We start from the raw sequence: 19,377 nt of genomic DNA, 5'->3' as shown, positions 1-19,377 counted from the left end.
GACTTTATGGAACTGATTATAAATAATATAAGTAAAAAATTTAAAGATAAAATAGCTGTAGATAAATTTAATATAACTTTACACAGTGGAATATATGGATTGCTTGGCCCGAATGGATCAGGTAAAACAACTTTAATGAGGATAATTGCGGATGTATCAAATTCTAGTAGTGGAGATATTTTAGTAAATGGAGAAAGTAAAAATAAACTTGGTTCTAATTATAGAGATTTAATAGGTTACTTACCTCAAGATATAGGATTTTATAGAAATTTTACAGCTGAAAAGTTTTTATATTATGTAGCAACACTAAAGGGAGTAGATAAAGAAATTGAGAAAAATAAAATTAATGATTTATTAAAGTTTGTAAACTTAGAGGAATATAGAAATAAAAAAATAAGAAAATTCTCAGGGGGGATGAAACAAAGGTTAGGAATTGCACAAGCCCTTTTAAATGACCCTAAGATACTTATATTAGATGAACCAACAGCAGGACTTGATCCAAATGAAAGAATAAGATTTAAAAATTTAATAGCAAATTTATCAAAAGATAAAATAGTAATATTGTCTACTCATATAGTTTCAGATATAGAATTTATAGCAAATGAAATAATTGTTATGAAAGAAGGAAAATTAATTGAAAAATCATCATTAAGCGATATTATAAATAAGGTTAGAGGTAAGGTACATACATTAAGAATTAGTGAGAATGATTTAGAGGATATCCAAAATGAATTTAAAATATCAAGTATGATTAGGACAAATAATGAAATTTGTGTAAGGGTAGTAGGAGATAATAAACCTAATATAAGAGAAGTTAAATACATAGAAGAAGAGCCAAATTTAGAAGATGTATTTTTATATTATTTTAATGAAAGTGCTAATAATTAGGGGGAAATCAAGATGATAGATTTAATAAAGTTTGAGTTATACAAGATATTTTCTAAAAAATCAGTGATGATAGTTTTACTATTAACTGTATTATTTGGTATTTTTAATGTAGTAGGACAAGATTTATATTTGAAATTTAAGGGATTGGATAGTATTGATGATGCTTATAGTGTTATGAAAAAATATGAAGGAAAAGTAATTACACAAGAGGATATATCCAATAGAGATAAGACTGTAGAAAATGTAACGCAAAAAGAAAAAAGTGGGAAAAAACTCACAAAAGAAGATTTAGTTCATATGCATTTTTCATACGATAATCCACTACATGTAGAACCAACATATATAATAAATAATAAATTATATAGCTTAAATGAAATGAAAGATGAAATAAGAAAGTTAGAAAAAGAAAATAAAGCAGATACATATGAATATAAAAATCTTAACTATGTATATGATAAAGTGAAAAATATAGAAAAACCAAAATTTTATTTTACACACGGATGGTTAACAACTGCTAATTTTAAAATAATAGCAACATTAATAGCAGTCTTAATAGTAGCAGGTTTGACTCCAATATTTAGTGATGAATATCAAAGTAATAGTGCTCAAATAATGTTAAGTTGTAAAAATGGAAAAAATAAATTAGTTTTATCTAAAATATTAAGTGGTTTAATATTTACAGCGATAGTATTTATTATCATAAATACTATATATATAATGAGTGCACTAAGATATGATTTTATAGGGTGGGACAAACCGTTAAGGTTATTCAAATATTATGGTGCTACTATTTTTGATATAAGAATTATTGATTTTTATATTGCAGGGTTAGGAATTAGTTTTATAGGTGCAATTTTATTTGCTTTAGTAACAATGTTAATGTCTTTATTAGTTAAAAATAATATGATATCTCTTTTATTAAATTTAGGGTTGTACTATGTTCCAGCATTTTTTGGAAACTTTATTCCAATGGATTCTATAGCTAGAGTTTTTAGAGAAATAAATTTAGCAGAAGCTGTTAAGGCGGAAGGTATGTTTATCAATACTAATACCTATAATATTTTTGGTAATCCAACATTATATTCAACTGTATTAATAAGTTTGGTTGTTATATCTATACCAATTGTAATATATTTAATAAAATATTTTGGAAAAAGACAAGCTATATAATTACTATTTACACTTCATCATAACTTTAACTGAACCCACATTTCTTGCATCACAACAAGCCAAGTTGAGAGGGAGTGTTAGGATATAAGTAAATTGTTAATGAATTTTTAGTAACCCTAAGTATTATATGGTTAAATTTAATACAGAATTATTTATGGCCTTTGAATACTACCACTATAGATGATATAATTTATGTGATGTAGTCTATGCATAATATAAAAATATAAATTATTAAAATAATATAAACTATTAATATAAAGGGGTGTTATTTATGCAAAATAAACCAGTATTAGTTATTGTTTCTGGCTCCGTGCAAAGACTGTAATATATACAGAACTAAACTTTGTTTGGAGCCAAAATTAAATTTGGTTAAGTTGTTTTGTGCAGTCTTTGCTTCATTATTTACGAACTAAAAAGTAGATAGGAGCGAGAATCATGAAATACGAAAAAGCACAAAATATATTACCTGAAGATGTTATTGAATTAATTCAAAAATATATAGATGGTGGATATTTATATATACCTAGAAAGTCTAGTAATAAAAAGTCTTGGGGAGAAAGTAGTGGAACTAAGAATGATTTAAAGAAAAGGAATGTAGAGATTTTTAACAAATATAAAGAAGGTATATCTGTTAAAGAACTTACTAAGCATTATTACCTTACTGAAAATAGTATTAGAAGGATTATTAGACAAGAAAAACAAATAGTATAAATATAAAGTGTCTCAAATAATTTTAAAAATTATTTGAGACACTCTTTTATATAGAACTTAAAAAGTCCAAATTATTACAGAAATATTTGCAAACTTGGTTATTATATTTTTAAATGTTATGATTTTAATATGGAAAATTAAAGCAAGAAACGAGGAATAAAAATGAGTATTTTAACAGTTGAAAATATGAGCCATGGGTTTGGAGATAGAGACATATTTAAAAATATATCCTTTAGATTATTAAAAGGAGAACATATAGGACTTGTGGGAGCAAATGGTGAAGGTAAATATAATCACCGATAAAATAATACCTGACAGTGGAAATATACATTGGAGTAGTAAAATAAGTGTTGGATATTTGGATCAACACACTCACCTTAAAGAAGGAAAATCTATAAGAGATACTTTAAAGGAAGCATTTCAGAATCTATTTGATATGGAAAGTAAACTTAATAATATATATAATCAAATGTCTTCAATGGATATAGAAGAAGTTACAAAAGCTCTTGAAAAAACTACTGATTTACAAGAGGTTTTAATTAATAATGAATTTTATAGTATAGATTCAAAAGTAGAATCAGTAGCACTTGGTTTAGGTCTTAGAGATATTGGTTTAGACAAAGATGTTTCAAAATTAAGTGGAGGTCAAAGAACTAAAGTATTATTAGCAAAATTACTTTTAGAAAAGCCAGATATATTATTATTAGATGAGCCTACAAACTATTTAGATGAAAAACATATAGAATGGTTAAAAAAATATTTACAAGCTTATGAAAATGCATTTATATTAATTTCTCATGATTTAGATTTTTTAAATAGTGTTGTAAATATAATATGTCATATTGAAAATAAATCACTAACAAGATATATCGGTAATTATGAAAGTTTCATAAAGGTATATGAAGCCAAGAAACTTCAATTAAGGTCAGCTTACAATAGACAGCAAGAGGAAATTTCTAAATTGGAAGAATACATTGCAAAAAATAAATCGAGAGCATCAACAAGTGGCATGGCAAAATCTAGACAGAAAAAGCTAGATAAGATTGATAGAATAGAGATAGCAAAACATAAGCCAAAGCCAAAATTTAAATTTATGGAATCTAAGGAATCAGAAAAAGTTATATTTGAGACAAAAGATTTAATTATAGGATATGATAAGCCGTTAAGTAAGCCTATAAATATAAAAATGGAAAGAGGACAAAAGATAGCTATAATTGGTTCAAATGGAATAGGAAAGACAACCTTATTAAAAAGTTTAATGGGAATTAATAAACCTATAAGTGGAAATATAAAAATTGGAAAACATCAAGAAATAGGATATTTTGAACAAGAAATAAAAATAGAAAATGACAATACTGCTTTAGAAGAAATATGGAATGAATTTTATAAGTACAATAGATATGAAATTAGAAGTATGCTAGCCAGATGTGGGCTAACTAACGAGCATATAGATAGCAAAATAAGTATATTAAGTGGTGGAGAACAATCAAAAATTAGGCTATGTAAGCTTATAAATAGGCCAAGTAACATATTAATTTTAGATGAACCAACAAATCATTTAGATATAGATGCAAAAAATGAACTAAAAAAAGCATTAAAAGAGTATAAAGGAAGTTTGATTTTAGTGTGTCATGAGCGTGATTTTTATAAAGATATTGTAAGTGATGTATTAAACTGTGAAAATTTATGCAGCATTAGTTAGAATCGCGATTTTTGTGTCTAAAATATTGACATAGGTCTAGAACCATTTATGAGTTGACATATACAAAGGTTATGAGTTTAGTATATAATGATAATAAACGTAATATCAAAGTAACTACTAAATAGAAATTATAAAAAGTAATTAAATTAAAGGAATGGTATATTTGAATTTAGATATAACAATAATTAATGCGATAATAAAAATATGTGAAAGACATGAAAATATAGAAAAAGTAATGATTTTCGGATCTAGGGCAAGAGGAGACAATGATTCCAAAAGTGATATTGATTTAGCGGTGTATTCAGAACAATCATTAACAGAATTTATTGAAGACGTAGAGCTGAATACAGAAACTTTATTAGAATATGATTTTTCACATATGAATACAGTGAAAGATAGTTTTTTTATAGAACAAGTTAAGAAGGATGGGATTGTTATTTATGAGAAGTGTAGAATTTAAATATATGAATTTAAAAAAAGCCTATAATAAACTAGTAGAAGTTAGTAATCTTTATGATGGAAAAGATGAAATAGTTAGAGATAGCCTGATTCAACGTTTTGAATTTACTTATGAACTGACACATAAAACTCTTAAATAAGCTATGAAATACTTAGGAGTTACTCTTGAAAATTCATTTCCACGTACTATTTATAAAAAAGCATATGTAAACAATTTAATATCAGATGATAAAGTTTGGATTAATTTACTAGAAGATAGAAATGCTACTTCGCATATTTGTAATGAAAGCTTATTAGATGAAATTGCAAATAGGATAGTAAGCCAGTACGTAGAAGCAATAGGAGAACTTGTTATTAATTTAGAAAAAATTTTATAATTTTAATGTATAATAAATTGTGAATATTATTCTTGTGAATCGTCTCTACTATTGAAATATACGAAAAACACATTGATAAAATTGTCAATGTGTTTTTATTTGTATACATAATATTAGCAATAATAAATTATTAAGTTAAGAAATCAGAAAATAACTTTACATAAATGGAATATTAATGTAATCTTTGAAGATAGTTATATTTTAATATCTGAATTAAAATCGGTATATAGGTAAAATAACTAATAAATAAAAGAAATGAGGTAAAAATTAATGGAATTGATAGAAATTTTTAAGGTTATTATCTTAGGGATTATCGAGGGGGTTACAGAGTGGCTTCCTATAAGTAGTACAGGACATATGATATTAGTTGATGAATTTTTACAACTAGGTATGTCACCAGCTTTCAAAGAAATGTTCTTTGTAGTTATACAATTAGGTGCAATTATGGCAGTTGTAGTTTTATATTGGAAAAAGATTTTTCCTTTTTCATTAAAAAGTAAGCCATTTGTACAAAAAGATATAATCATAATGTGGATAAAAATCGTAATAGCTTGTATACCAGCTGCAGTGATTGGGATACTATGGGATGACGAGATAAATGCACTATTTTATAATTTTCAAACTGTAGCAATAGCTCTTATAGTATTTGGAGTATTGTTCATCGTAGTAGAAAATCATAACAAGGGAAAAAATCCTTTTGTAAAGGATATGAGCAAATTAACTTATAAAATGGCTATAATTATAGGTTTATTCCAATTAATAGCAGCTGTTTTTCCAGGGACATCACGTTCAGGAGCAACAATATTAGGAGCTTTATTGATAGGGGTTTCAAGAGAAGTAGCAGCTGAGTTTACATTCTTCTTAGCTATACCAGTAATGTTTGGTGCAAGTCTGCTTAAATTAATTAAATTTGGGATAGTATTTACAGGCTTTGAATTTATGATGTTAATAGTAGGGATGCTAGTTGCATATATAGTTTCTTTATTAGCAATTAAATTCCTTGTTGGATACATCAAAAAACATGATTTCAAAGTGTTTGGCTGGTATAGAATATTACTAGGATGTATATTGTTAATATATTATTTTTTTATAATGTAAACAATTATTGAAATCAATGTATGGAAGTAGTTTTCTTTATATAAAATTAAAATATAGAAAACAGTTGTTATTTCTAAATGAAAGCATATATGAAAAATATTGATAAAGAATTGATTACATAGTTAATTAATAAAATAGAAGCAGAATTTAATGGAGAGATTAATCTGATTCTTGGAAGAAAAGGTATTAAAAAAATAAGAGTTATATAGCCAAAAAAAAGTTTTATTTACATTAAAATTTCGAAATGTGATAAAATAGTTATACAGCGAGTAGTTTTGATAACGTAAGTCCAGTTGTTAAAACTACTTTTTTTATTTTATTAAGGACGGTGAGATTTAAATGTTTAAAGTTGACGATTATATAATGTACGGTAGTACAGGGGTATGTAAAGTTGTAGATATAACTAATGAGCAATTTATAAATGGGAAGCAAAGAAAATATTATGTATTAAGTCCTGTTTATTATAATAATACAATAATAAAAACTCCTGTAGACAATAAGAAAATTCCAATGAGAAACATAATCTCTGAAGGTGATATGACTTTATTAATAAATAATATTCCTAATATGAAAACTTTATGGATAGATGATGAAAAAAAAAGAAGCGAGCAATTTAAAACAATGCTTAAAAGTGGTCAATGTGAGGAACTAATTAAAGTAATAAGAAGTATAGATTGTAATAAAGAAGATACAAAATCTATGGGTAAAAAAACACATAAAGCAGACAATGATATTATGAAAGAAGCAGAAAGATTATTAAATGAAGAGTTTGCAATTATTTTAAATATTTCGCCTGATGAAGTAAATTCATATATATCAAGTCAAATACCTAAATAAAGTATTTTTACACTATATTTTATCTAAAAACATCAGAGAATTAATTAAAATGAAAATATAATCGTGGATATTATTTTTGTAAATAGTATCCACCAAGAATTAGGCATTGATGAAAAACATCAATGTCTAATTTTTATTGTGAAATGTTATTAAGCGATTCTTTAGACCATTTATTAATTTTACTCCATTTTCTGTTAATGAATATTCTACTATTTTTACAACATTTATCATAGGTAATACTAAATTATCAGGAATTAATAGTAAGGAAACCTTTGAAAAGGCAATTAATAACGAACTTAAAGATATTAAAGATAATGAGTAAAAAGTATTAATAAAAAGCGATAGATAATTTACTACGTGTAAAGAATCTACCGCTTTTTAATTTAAATTTCGCCTTCCTTGAATATTTTATGATTAGGTGGATGGTATGTAAATTTGATGAAAGATGCAATTATTAACACTACAAGTACAAATCCTAATAAATTAAAGATAAAAGGAAGTTTAGGTAGCGTTATTATTTTTTCTATAACTTTAAAAGGAATAACTACAGCCAAAATAAAAATACCTATATCAAAAGGAAGGAATGGCGACTCGGTAAATTTAGTATAAGTATAAAATACTAAAGGAACTATAATTATAGACAAAAGAAGTCCTATACCTAAGGCAAAGAAAAAGTTATTTATGTATTCGTGTAAGTTAATATAAATATATAAGGAATAAATTAGTATGGGAAATACAGATAATTTTATGTGTTCCCATATGCTTTCATTGATAGCAGAGAAATATCCTACTATTTTATTTTTACCAGATAAATTATAAGTAAAGTGCAATAAAGTTCCTAATATTATTGCAAACCAAATTCCTTTGTTCAAAAATATCACCTCCCCCTAACTATGATTATTATTTAGGAACAAGATATATTACATATACAGAGAAAATGAATATTTTTTTGAGTAAAGTAGAATGATTTAAAAACATTGAATATGTATAAGAAAAGCTAATAAACTACAAAAATGATTTAGAGTTATATTCATATTATACTAAATAAGTATCAAATATTAACATTCTTGAAATATAAATCATAAGATATATAGCGCTATAAACTTATTACACAATAAGGAGGTACATTATGGATAATTCTTGTCCAAAGTATGATATTCAAAAAATATTTTCTGGATATAATCCATCTAGACCAAGTGGATATGCTCAAATAAAAGGAGGGCCATTAGCACCTTGTATAAAAGGAACCATATATTTATATCAATTAGAAGATGGGGTCTATGTAAAGGCATATATAACTGGTATTCCTAATCTAAATAATCAGACTAGTTCATTTCATGGATTACATATTCATGAAGTTGGAGATTGTTCTGTAGGAAATGAAAATAATCCATTTACTTCTGCAAAATCTCACTATAATCCCACTAACGCAGCACACCCTATGCATGCAGGGGATTTACCACCAATCTTATCTGCGAATGGAATAGGTATAATTTCTACATTTACTAATAGATTTACTGTAAACGAAGTTATAGGAAAATCTTTTATACTTCATGAAGGATATGATGATTTTACTTCACAACCTGCAGGAAATTCAGGTGCAAAATGGGCTTGTGGAGTTATTGTTGAATAGTAGTATCTCTATAATTCTTCATCACTATTGAAATTTACAAAAAACGTATTGTCTAAATTAAATAGCCAATACGTTTTTTATATTATCTAACGTCCATAAAGTTTAAAGTGTAATAGTTTGTTAAAAAGCTTTAAACTATTAATAGATGTATAACATATTAAATAAAGGGATTGTTGGTTTAGAGTATAAGTTTGATTAAACTCAATTCCTTGGGGTATTAAAGATAATAAAGTAAAAAACAAGATAAAATATTTATTAACTTAAATTATTAATAGTAGAAAATTAAGTTACTGGGAGGAATATATAATGAAGAATTTAAAAATAGGGAAAAAGATGATGATATCCTTTATTGTTTTGATGATGTTTGCAGGATTTGCAAATTTTTATGCGATATACAATTTGAAAAAATCACAACAATTAAGTAAAGATTTATTTGAGGGACCTTATTTAGTAACAAATCAATCTATGGGTCTTAGAAAGGATTTAGTTTCTATTTCAAGTAATATTAATAATGGATTTCTTGAAAATAACTATGCAAAATATAGAACTTTAATTTTAAAGGACTTTGATAGTGCATACAACAGAATAGAGATGCTTCAAGGTCATTTTTTAGGAGATAAGAAACTAATAGATGAGATTAAAAATAAGGTAGTTATATTAAAACAAGAATATGAAAAAATATATAACATGGGACAGCAAGAAAATCACAAGGGAACAACACTAGATATATATACAATGGAATACAGGAAAGCATTTGATGTATGTATACAAGATTCAATAACTGTTAATGAACAGGCAGAAGCAAGAGGAATTAAATTTGAGAAAAAAGTTCAAGATACAGCATCAAAGACAATGTTTATTTCTACAGGGGTAAGCTTATTTGCTATGGCAATAGGTGCAATTATATTTACATATATTACAAAGAGTCTAAAAGATCCAATTGAAGAAATAGAAAGAGCTGCAAATAAAATGGCAATTGGAGACTTTGATATTACTATTAATTATGAATCAAAGGATGAATTGGGTAATTTATCAAATAGCATACGTCAAATGAGTAAGAAAACTAAGGAAATTATAAATGATACAGTTCGTACTTTAGAAGCAATTGCATTAGGTGATTTTAATGTTGAGACTGAAGTAGAATATATAGGCGTATTTAAAAATATTGAAAGTTCTATAATCAAAATTACTAATGGTTTAAGTGAAACAATGTCACAAATAAATTTATCTTCCCAAGAGGTTGGAGCAGCATCAGAACAAGTGGCAAGTGAATCACAAATGTTAGCACAAGGTGCAACTGAACAAGCAAGTGCAATTCAAGAGTTATCTGCAAATATTATAGAAATATCTGAAAAAATTCAATATACTGCAGATAATGCTAAAAAAGCTAATGCTTTAACACTAAGTTCAAGTCGTCAAGTTAAAAATGGTGATGAGCAAATGAAACAAATGGTTAAAGCTATGGATGAAATTTCATTTACATCTAATGAAATTGGAAGAATTATAAAAACAATAGACGATATTGCATTCCAAACAAATATATTAGCATTAAATGCTGCAGTGGAAGCAGCACGTGCAGGTTCTGCTGGTAAAGGATTTGCAGTTGTTGCAGATGAGGTAAGAAATCTCGCTTCTAAATCAGCAGAAGCTGCGAAAAATACTGCTATACTTATTGAAAATTCAATAAAATCAGTTGAGAATGGAACAAATATTGTAGATAATACAGCGAAGTCACTTCAAAAAATAATTAAGACAACTAATATAACAAATGTATTAGTTAATGAAATAGCTAAAGCATCTGAAGAACAAGCTAGTGCAATTAATCAAGTTACATTAGGAGTAGAACAAATTTCAGATGTAGTACAAACTAACTCTGCGACATCAGAGGAAAGTGCCGCTGCTAGTGAAGAATTAAGTGGACAAGCACAGATGTTAAAATCACTTATTGAGAACTTTAAGTTAAAAGATTTACATAGTTCTTATAAACATATAAATTTTAATAGTGGTGAAGTGGGTTCTTTTGCTATGAACGAATTTGAATAATACAATAAATCATATCTACCATTGGAATCCACGAAAGGGAGTGTCTCAAAATGATGTTTTTAAAATTATTGAATGAGACACTTTCTTTTTTTTATTCTATAGAATACATTATATACTTTTCTGAATTTTATTATGTAGTTTATTTACATACCTAAAGAACTAAGAAATTATTTGAAAATAAAATTCTAATTGAACAATTAGTCTATTAATTACATAAATAGATACTATAAGACAAAATATTAATATCTTATATAGATTTATAGAAAGAAATGACAACATATAGAGGTGACAACAATGGCGAATGTAATAGCAGATGATAGGCTTAAAGTAGCAATAAATCAACAACTAGGTAGATACGATTACAGTCAAGATATTACAATAGAAGATTTATCAAGCATCGATTTTAAGTGTTTATATGCATCTGGGTATGGATTTTCAGATTTAAGCGGATTAGAATATGCTATAAATCTAGAAATTTTGTATCTTAACTACAACTCAATATCTAATATAGATAATTTGCAAGGTCTTACAAAGATAAAAGAACTAAATCTTGATGAGAATAAAATAATTGACATAAATGCTATAACTAACTTAGTAAATATAGAACAACTAAGTATTAGTGGAAATAAAATAATTAATATAGATTCATTAGAAAATCTAACTAAGCTAGAGCAGTTAAATCTTAATGGAAATCAAATAAGTAATATAGAAAAACTAGCAAATTTAATAGAATTAAAAAAATTAGATATTAGCTATAATCAAATAAATAATATAAATTCTTTAGCAAACTTAACTAAATTAAAAGAAATATATATGGGTTCAAATCAAATAAGTAATATAGATTCCCTAGCAAACTTAACAAATTTAGTAACGTTATATTTAAATGAAAATCAAATAACTAGCATAGAATCTTTAACCAACTTAAAAAATATAGAAGATTTAAATTTTTATACTAATCAAGTAAATAATATAGATACTTTAGAAAATTTAATAGAACTAAAACAAGTGTATATGGGTTCAAATCAAATAAGTAATATAGAACCTCTAAAGAATTTAAAAAATTTATTTCAAATAGAAATTCCAAATAATCAAATTACTAGTATAAATGCTTTAAAAGATTTAACAAAACTATATAACCTTGATATTACCAACAATCAAGTAGTAGACATAGAACCTTTAAGAAACTTAATCAATCTATATTATCTGAAACTTGGAAATAACAAAATTGAAAGCATTGATTCTTTAATAAATCTAACAAAACTAGTACAACTTAATATCAATAACAATGAAATAATTGATATAACTATATTAAAAGAATTAACTAAAACATCTCAATTAGATATAAGTAACAATCAAATATCTAATATAGATTCTTTAAGTGATTTGACAAAGTTAACAAAAATAAGTATTGATAACAATCAAATATCTAATATAGATTCTTTAAGTAGTTTGACGAAATTAATAAAAATAAGTGCTAATAACAATCAAATAACGAGTATAAAAACTATAAAAAATCTAATCAATTTAGTACAATTAGATTTTGAAAATAATAAAATAACTAGTATAGAGTTTTTAAAAAACTTACCTAAGTTAGTTAGAATAAACTTTAATAACAATAAAGTAAGTGATATAGAGCCAATAGTAAGTTTACCTAGATTAGAAAAAGCAAATTTTAATAGCAATAAAATAAGTAATATAGAAGCTTTAAGAAATTTAAAAAATTTAAGAAACTTTGAAGAAATAACACTTAAGTATAATCAGATAACAAACTTAACACCATTAGAGTATAATGTATCTAATCCAATATTTATATGTGATTTGGATTATCAAATTATAGATATAAAATGTGGGATTGTTCAAGGAGAAGAACTAAGAATAGATTTAAGTAACTTAAAAGATTTTGATGGCAGTAATTTGCGTGTTTATGATGATTTGTGGGATGGTTGGCGTGTTAGAGGACAATATTCTTATTATAGTCATATAAACATACCGTATAGAAAAAAAATAGGATTTACTAGTAAATATCCTACAGATAAATGGAGACACTATTATCAACTCTTAGTAAATATAGATATAGAAATAAATGTAGTATTTGATAGAGATTTAAGGATAGCTATAAATAATTATCTAGGAAGAAGAGAAGAATGTAACTATGGGATTTTACAATCAGAGTTAGAAGACAGTAAATTTACACAACTAGAAGCAAGTAATTATAAGATACAAGATTTAAGTGGGTTACAATATGCACAAAATTTGGTAAATCTAAAAATGGATAACAATGAAATAACAGACATATCTAAAATTTCAAATTTAACAAATCTCGCTTCCTTAAGTTTGAAAAACAATAATATTTCTGATATTAGTAAGATTTCAGAATTAATTAATCTCACAAAACTATATCTTAGCTCAAATCCAAACATAAAAAACATAAAAAGCTTAAATAAATTAACGAATATTACAGAGTTATATTTAGACAATACAGGTATAAAAGATATTGATGTATTGAGTAACTTAACCAAATTAAAAAATATAAATTTAGCTCAAAATAATATAGAAAATATAAGTGTATTGTCAAGTCTAATAAATATAGAAACACTAAATATAGATGATAATAAAAAAATAGATATAAAACCTATATTAAAATTATTTAATCTAAAAATACTATCTATAAATGGAAATAATTTAACAAGTGTAAATAAATTATCTTCTCTTATAAACTTACAACAACTATTCATATCAAGAAATAAAATAACAGATATCAAGGAATTATCTCAAATGAAAAATTTAGAAAAATTATATATAGATAATAATCAAGTAAGTTCAATACTATCGATATCTAAACTACAACTTATAAATTTCAGTGCACAGAACCAAAAAATTGATTTTAAAAATGTTTCAGATGAAAATAATACATTTAAATTAGCACTAGATTTCTTAAAAGATAGAAATAGATTAACACCATCGATAATACCAGGCGAAGGAGATTACAATAGACAAATAAACACTATAATCTTTAAAGATATAATTGTACCAAATACTATAGTATTTGGATTTGATAATGGCTTAGATTTTTCTGGAACTGTTGAAATATATTTATTTGATAAAGAAAAAGTACTAAATAATATAGATATAAATACACAAATACTTCTAAATGAAGTTCTAAGAAGACCAAAGAGCTATAACAAATCAATTACTACAAAAGACCTATTAAGTTTTACTATTTTAGATATTAAAGCAAGTAATATTACTGATATTTCATATTTAAAATACGCATTAAATTTAAAAGAATTATATTTACCTTTAAACAATATACAAGATATATCAGCGTTAAAAGAATTAGTGAATTTAGAACGATTAGATCTAAGTTTCAATAATATATATGATATAAGTCCTCTTAAATCTTTAATTAACTTGAAGTTACTATATTTATCGCATAACAGTATAAGTAATTTAAACGACTTAGCTAATCTAGTTGAGTTAACACATTTAGATATATCTAACAATCAAATAAGTGACTATACACCTATAGACAATATTAAAGAATATTTAATTTATTATAAAAAATAATGAAACTATAGATTAGAAGTATTTTGTCTTATAGTAAAATTCAATAGAAAGGTTGATGATAATGAATACTTTAAAAAAAGAAGAAGTACTGCGTGGTATTCCTTTAAGTTTTGAAAAAAATTGTGGTTATATAGATAAAGATATAAAATACTCAATTAGAACTAAAGAATATAATGCACTTTTTTTAGAAAATCAAATTGTACTTTGCTTAATGGAAAAAAATAAAAACTTAGTAAACAAATCGGAAGAAAACATAAGATTTTATCAAAAACTTAAACAACTAATTATTACTAATAAACTATTTAAAAAACCTAAAGAAGTAGAAGCTCATATACTAAAAATTAATTTAAATAATAGTTATAATTCAAAACTTGAAATAAAAGGACAAGATAAATTAAATGCAAATATTACCTATCAAAAAGGAAATGATGAAAGTAACTGGATAAAAAATATAGAAGCTTTTAAAAGATTAATATACAAAGAAATATATAAATCAATAGACTTAGTATATTATGAAAAAGACAAAAGACTGGCTTATGATTTTATCGTAAAAAGTGGAGCAAATCCTAAAGATATAAGACTTACCATTGAAAATAATTCTAATATTAAATTAAATAAAGAGGGAGATTTAGAAATAAAAGTAAACAACTCTAAAGTTCTTATGAGGAAACCAAAAGCGTATCAAATAATAGAAGATAAAACGGTAGAAGTAGAAAGTAAATTTATACTATCAGGAAGAGATATTTCTTTTCAAATAGGAAAATATAATACAAATATAGATTTAATAATAGACCCAATATTAATATATGAAACTTATTTAGGAGGAAACGATGAAGATAATAGCAATTCTATCGCTGTAGATGAAGAGGAAAATATATATATAACAGGAAGAATATTTTCAATAGACTTTCCACTAAAAAATCCTATAGAGATATATAAGCCAAGTTGGAATATATTTGTAAGTAAAATAAATAAATATGGAAAGATTGTATTTTCAACATACCTAGGAGGAAGAGGTATAGATGAAGGAACATCTATAGCAATAGATGATGAACAAAGTATATATATAACAGGTAATACTAACTCAGACGATTTTCCTGTAAAAAATCAAATATATGACTATTCAAAAGGCTTTGATGTTTTTATATGTAAAATAAGAATAAAAAAAGATGAAATAACATCAGAAGAAATAGGAGAGTTAGTATTTTCAACATATTTAGGAGGATATGAAGACGACTATTCAAATTCAATATATCTAGATAGTGATAAAAATGTATATGTAACAGGTGGAACTTATTCAGAGGACTTTCCACTTGTAAATCAAATAGGAAATACAATTGGAAAAGGAGATATATTTATAAGTAAAATAAAAATAAATGAAAGAGAAGGGCAAATTGGAGAACTTCTATTTTCAACGACTTTAGGTAGTCAAGTAGGCTTAGGCAAATCAATATATGTAGATGATAATAAAAATATATACGTAGCAGGATATGCACTATCATCAGGCTTTCCTTTAATAAACCAAATACACACATTTGATGGTTCAAAGAATATATACCTAATTAAAATAAATCCTAATGACTTAACTAACAAAATAAAGTTTGCAACATATATAAGTGAATATAGTTATGAAGAAGCAAACTCTATTAAAGTAGATAAGAACGAAAATATTTATATAGCAGGATATATGATAGATACAGAGTCAAAAAATAGACATGCAGTAGTATATAAAATAAGTAATGATTATAAAATACTACTTTCTAAAAAAATAGAAGGAGATAAAGAAGAAGTAGCCACTGCACTAGAAATAGATGAATATAAAAATATATATGTAACAGGTTATACAACATCAGACGATTTTATCCTTGAGAATGAGCTATTTTACTACAATAATAAGAAAGATGCATTTGTGCTCAAAATAGATTTAGGAGGAAATATTGTATTTTCAACATATTTAGGAGGAAGTGGAGAAGATATTTCAAGTGATATAACGGTAGATAAAAAAGGATGTATTTATATTACAGGTAATACAGACTCTACTGATATTTCAAGGGAAAATAAAATTCAGGATTATATGGACTATGGGGATATATTTGTAAGTAAGATAGAACAAGGTAGATATTTGAAGATAGGAGATATAAATTTAGTTTCTCGGATTAAAAAAAATAAAATATCAATGCATATAGCTCAGAATCTTACTTGTTATATAAATGATTTTCATATAGAAAATTTTGGAATAAAGGAAGAAATTAAAGAGATGGAAGTTGATTTAGGAGAAATTTGTACGAAGTTAAAGGTGTTAGCCTATTATAAGGAGATAAGTATAAAACCTCAGATAAGTTTTTCTATTGCTTTGATAAAAGGCAATTGTTGTGCAAATAAATTAAAGATTTATACACTTGAAGAAGGGTATATTAGTGAAGACGTTTATTTTGGATGTACATCTTTAAATGATGATATTCCTGAATCTGATGATTTTGAGGTTATTATTAGTGCAAGTTATGATATAAAAGATATAGATAAGAATTATTATACATTTTATATATCAGGAATTGTGGGATTATTGTATAGATAAAATTTAAAACTTATTCATAGTAGTAAGTATTTTTCCAGACTAAAAAATTATTATCATAGAAGATGGAACGAATTATTCCGTCTTCTTTTAATAATAAGCAAATGTGCATGACTTTTTATCATAAATAAAAAATTATTTTATCTAGTTAACTTCTTTATTATATCTTCAAGATGTGGATACATATTTAAAAGTTCATCTCTCTTAAACAATTCAAAATCATCAAAAGTAAATGCAGGGGCTACCATACATCCAACTAAAGCAAATCCATCGTTGTTCATAGAAGAACCAAATATATATCCTTTAGGAACTAAAACTTGTGGAACCTCTCCTTTTTCTATATCTAATCCTAATTGCTTAGTTATAAGCTCACCATCTGGTGTTATCATATATATAGTTAGAGCTTGACCATCGTGGTAATACCACATCTCATCAGAAGTTAATCTATGAAAATGAGATACCTCTCCAGTTTCAAGTAGGAAATATATACTACTAAATAATTTTTTGTCTTCTCTAAAGAAATCTTTTGATAGTACTGATTCCTTGAAGTATCCTCCTTCTACATGTGATGTCATATCTAATTTTTCTATGTAATATTGTGCTGATTTCATATTGTACCTCCTAAGTATAATAAGTTTATTATATCAAAAATTTAATGATGTGTATTAATGATGTAAATAATTTATATTATTGAATCCATAAAAACATTAGAATAAAAACAATGTTATTTAAAATTATTAATAAGGGCATATTAATTAAATATATACAATACACTAAAAATATGAAACAGATAAGGAGGAAAAATGACTAATAAAAAAGAAGTTGTAGAAATGGGATGGAATTTAGATAATAGCTATAGTACTCTACCAAAAATATTTTTTAGTAAAATTAATATAAATAAAGTAAAATCACCCAAATTAATTATTTTCAACAATCCTTTAGCAAAATATCTAGGATTAAATAGTGATTCTCTTAAAAGTTATGATGGGGTGTCAATACTTGCAGGTAATAAGACTATAAAAGAAGGTGCTTTTATTGCTCAAGCTTATGCTGGTCATCAGTTTGGACACTTTACGATGTTAGGAGATGGAAGAGCATTATTAATAGGTGAGCAAATAACACCTTTGGGTGAAAGATATGATATTCAACTTAAGGGCTCAGGAAGAACTCCGTATTCTCGTGGAGGAGATGGAAGGGCAGCGCTTGGACCGATGCTTCGTGAATATATAATAAGTGAAGCCATGTATGGTCTTGGAATTCCAACTACACGAAGTTTAGCAATAGTTAAAACTGGAGAATCTGTAATTCGTGAAACTAGAAAAGAAGGCGCTATATTAACTCGAATAGCATCTAGCCATATTAGATTTGGTACGTTTCAGTATGCATCAAGATTTGGTAGTACGAAGCAGCTTAAGGAACTCGCTGATTATAGTTTAAAAAGACATTTTCCAAATATAAAAGATGATGAGAATAAGTATATTAATTTCCTTAATGAAGTAATAAAATTTCATGCGAATCTTGTTTCTAAATGGCAAACTGTTGGGTTTATACATGGTGTTATGAATACTGATAACATGACTATTAGTGGAGAAACTATTGACTATGGACCATGTGCTTTTATGGACAATTATAATCCTAATACTGTATTTAGTTCTATTGATACTTATGGGCGTTATGCTTTTAAAAATCAACCTATTATGGCTCAGTGGAATTTATGTAGATTTGCTGAAACTTTATTACCTTTATTGCATGAAAATGAAAAAGATGCTATAGAAATAGCTCAAGATGCTATTTCTAATTTTAATAATTTATACTATTTAAATTGGTTATCTAAAATGAGGTCAAAACTTGGAATATTTAAAGAAGAAGCACAAGATAAAACTATTATTGAAGATTTACTTAGTATGATGGAAAAGTATAACGAAGATTATACTAATACTTTTATTGCATTAACTTTCAATAAGAACAATGGTAAGGGTATGTTTAGTAGTACAGAATTTTATAATTGGTATAAGGTGTGGCAAGAAAGGCTTAAAAGGCAATCACAGTCAAATAAGCTAGTACATCAATTAATGAAGGAGTCAAATCCAGCAGTGATTCCAAGAAATCATAGGGTAGAAGAAGCTATAGAAGCTGCAAATAGAGGTAATTTTGATATTATGAGAAAGCTTCTTGATGCGATATCAAGACCATATGAACATTCAGAATATCAAGAGAAATATTCAAATCCACCTAAACCTTCTAATTGTCCTTATAGAACTTTTTGTGGAACATAATATTTAAATTTGATTATTATATAAATATGAAGGATTCTCCTAAT

General features: G+C 25.7%; 15 protein-coding genes and 1 pseudogene. 14 read left to right on the top strand and 2 right to left on the bottom strand.

Going from position 1 to position 19,377, the window contains the following annotated elements:
• Window positions 1-6 precede the first annotated feature (6 nt).
• From CHF27_RS03085 to CHF27_RS03050, 9 genes and pseudogenes are all read left to right on the top strand, one after another.
• Window positions 7-888 (top strand): ABC transporter ATP-binding protein, encoded by an 882-nt coding sequence (locus CHF27_RS03085; protein ID WP_095405570.1) that lies wholly within the window; start codon window positions 7-9, stop codon window positions 886-888.
• A 12-nt stretch (window positions 889-900) separates the two neighbouring features.
• Complete coding sequence (locus tag CHF27_RS03080; protein WP_095405569.1) at window positions 901-2,058, top strand: ABC transporter permease subunit; 1,158 nt, start codon at window positions 901-903, stop codon at window positions 2,056-2,058.
• Window positions 2,059-2,493: 435 nt separating this feature from the next.
• Window positions 2,494-2,769: a CD3324 family protein gene (locus CHF27_RS03075; RefSeq protein WP_095405568.1), complete on the top strand. Its 276-nt coding sequence runs from the start codon at window positions 2,494-2,496 to the stop codon at window positions 2,767-2,769.
• Between the two features lie 162 nt (window positions 2,770-2,931).
• A complete protein-coding gene (locus CHF27_RS14795) occupies window positions 2,932-3,072 on the top strand; it encodes an ATP-binding cassette domain-containing protein (RefSeq protein ID WP_158534721.1) in 141 nt (46 codons plus the stop codon).
• Window positions 3,047-4,471 carry an ABC-F family ATP-binding cassette domain-containing protein gene (locus tag CHF27_RS03070; protein ID WP_330409737.1) on the top strand — a complete coding sequence of 475 codons (1,425 nt, stop codon included), beginning with the start codon at window positions 3,047-3,049 and terminating at the stop codon, window positions 4,469-4,471. Before CHF27_RS14795 ends, CHF27_RS03070 begins: the two co-directional genes overlap by 26 nt.
• A gap of 163 nt (window positions 4,472-4,634) precedes the next feature.
• Window positions 4,635-4,931, top strand: a complete 297-nt coding sequence (locus CHF27_RS03065) for a nucleotidyltransferase domain-containing protein (RefSeq protein ID WP_243444931.1) — start codon at window positions 4,635-4,637, stop codon at window positions 4,929-4,931.
• A pseudogene (locus CHF27_RS03060) lies at window positions 4,897-5,307 on the top strand (HI0074 family nucleotidyltransferase substrate-binding subunit). Before CHF27_RS03065 ends, CHF27_RS03060 begins: the two are co-directional and overlap by 35 nt.
• Window positions 5,308-5,577: 270 nt before the next feature.
• A complete protein-coding gene (locus tag CHF27_RS03055) occupies window positions 5,578-6,405 on the top strand; it encodes an undecaprenyl-diphosphate phosphatase (RefSeq protein ID WP_095405566.1) in 828 nt (275 codons plus the stop codon).
• Between the two features lie 339 nt (window positions 6,406-6,744).
• The gene (locus CHF27_RS03050; RefSeq protein WP_095405565.1) at window positions 6,745-7,242 is read left to right on the top strand and encodes a CarD family transcriptional regulator; all 498 of its coding nucleotides are present in this window, start codon (window positions 6,745-6,747) and stop codon (window positions 7,240-7,242) included.
• A gap of 383 nt (window positions 7,243-7,625) precedes the next feature.
• On the opposite strand, the gene CHF27_RS03045 is transcribed toward CHF27_RS03050, so the two are convergent.
• Window positions 7,626-8,114, bottom strand: a complete 489-nt coding sequence (locus tag CHF27_RS03045; RefSeq protein WP_095405564.1) for a DUF6512 family protein — start codon at window positions 8,112-8,114, stop codon at window positions 7,626-7,628.
• Window positions 8,115-8,371: 257 nt separating this feature from the next.
• Between CHF27_RS03045 and CHF27_RS03040 the strand changes: the two genes are divergently transcribed.
• The 4 genes from CHF27_RS03040 to CHF27_RS03025 all read left to right on the top strand — a co-directional run bounded on the left by CHF27_RS03040 (window position 8,372) and on the right by CHF27_RS03025 (window position 17,060).
• Complete coding sequence (locus tag CHF27_RS03040; RefSeq protein WP_095405563.1) at window positions 8,372-8,875, top strand: superoxide dismutase family protein; 504 nt, start codon at window positions 8,372-8,374, stop codon at window positions 8,873-8,875.
• Window positions 8,876-9,181: 306 nt separating this feature from the next.
• Window positions 9,182-10,918 (top strand): methyl-accepting chemotaxis protein, encoded by a 1,737-nt coding sequence (locus CHF27_RS03035; protein ID WP_095405562.1) that lies wholly within the window; start codon window positions 9,182-9,184, stop codon window positions 10,916-10,918.
• 294 nt (window positions 10,919-11,212) lie between these two features.
• Window positions 11,213-14,485, top strand: a complete 3,273-nt coding sequence (locus CHF27_RS03030) for a leucine-rich repeat domain-containing protein (protein WP_095405561.1) — start codon at window positions 11,213-11,215, stop codon at window positions 14,483-14,485.
• Window positions 14,486-14,546: 61 nt separating this feature from the next.
• A complete protein-coding gene (locus CHF27_RS03025) occupies window positions 14,547-17,060 on the top strand; it encodes a DUF7948 domain-containing protein (protein WP_158534719.1) in 2,514 nt (837 codons plus the stop codon).
• A gap of 137 nt (window positions 17,061-17,197) precedes the next feature.
• On the opposite strand, the gene CHF27_RS03020 is transcribed toward CHF27_RS03025, so the two are convergent.
• Window positions 17,198-17,668 (bottom strand): cupin domain-containing protein, encoded by a 471-nt coding sequence (locus tag CHF27_RS03020; RefSeq protein WP_095405559.1) that lies wholly within the window; start codon window positions 17,666-17,668, stop codon window positions 17,198-17,200.
• Window positions 17,669-17,860: 192 nt separating this feature from the next.
• On the opposite strand from CHF27_RS03020, the gene CHF27_RS03015 reads away from it, so the two are divergent.
• Window positions 17,861-19,333, top strand: coding sequence for a protein adenylyltransferase SelO (locus CHF27_RS03015; protein WP_115975908.1), 1,473 nt, complete (start codon window positions 17,861-17,863; stop codon window positions 19,331-19,333).
• Window positions 19,334-19,377: the final 44 nt, after the last annotated feature.

The sequence above is a fragment of the Romboutsia maritimum genome, assembly GCF_002251085.2.
Lineage (GTDB): Bacteria > Bacillota > Clostridia > Peptostreptococcales > Peptostreptococcaceae > Romboutsia_B > Romboutsia_B maritimum.
Note: the sequence above shows the minus strand (reverse complement) of the source record. Positions and strands in the feature narration are given on the sequence as shown.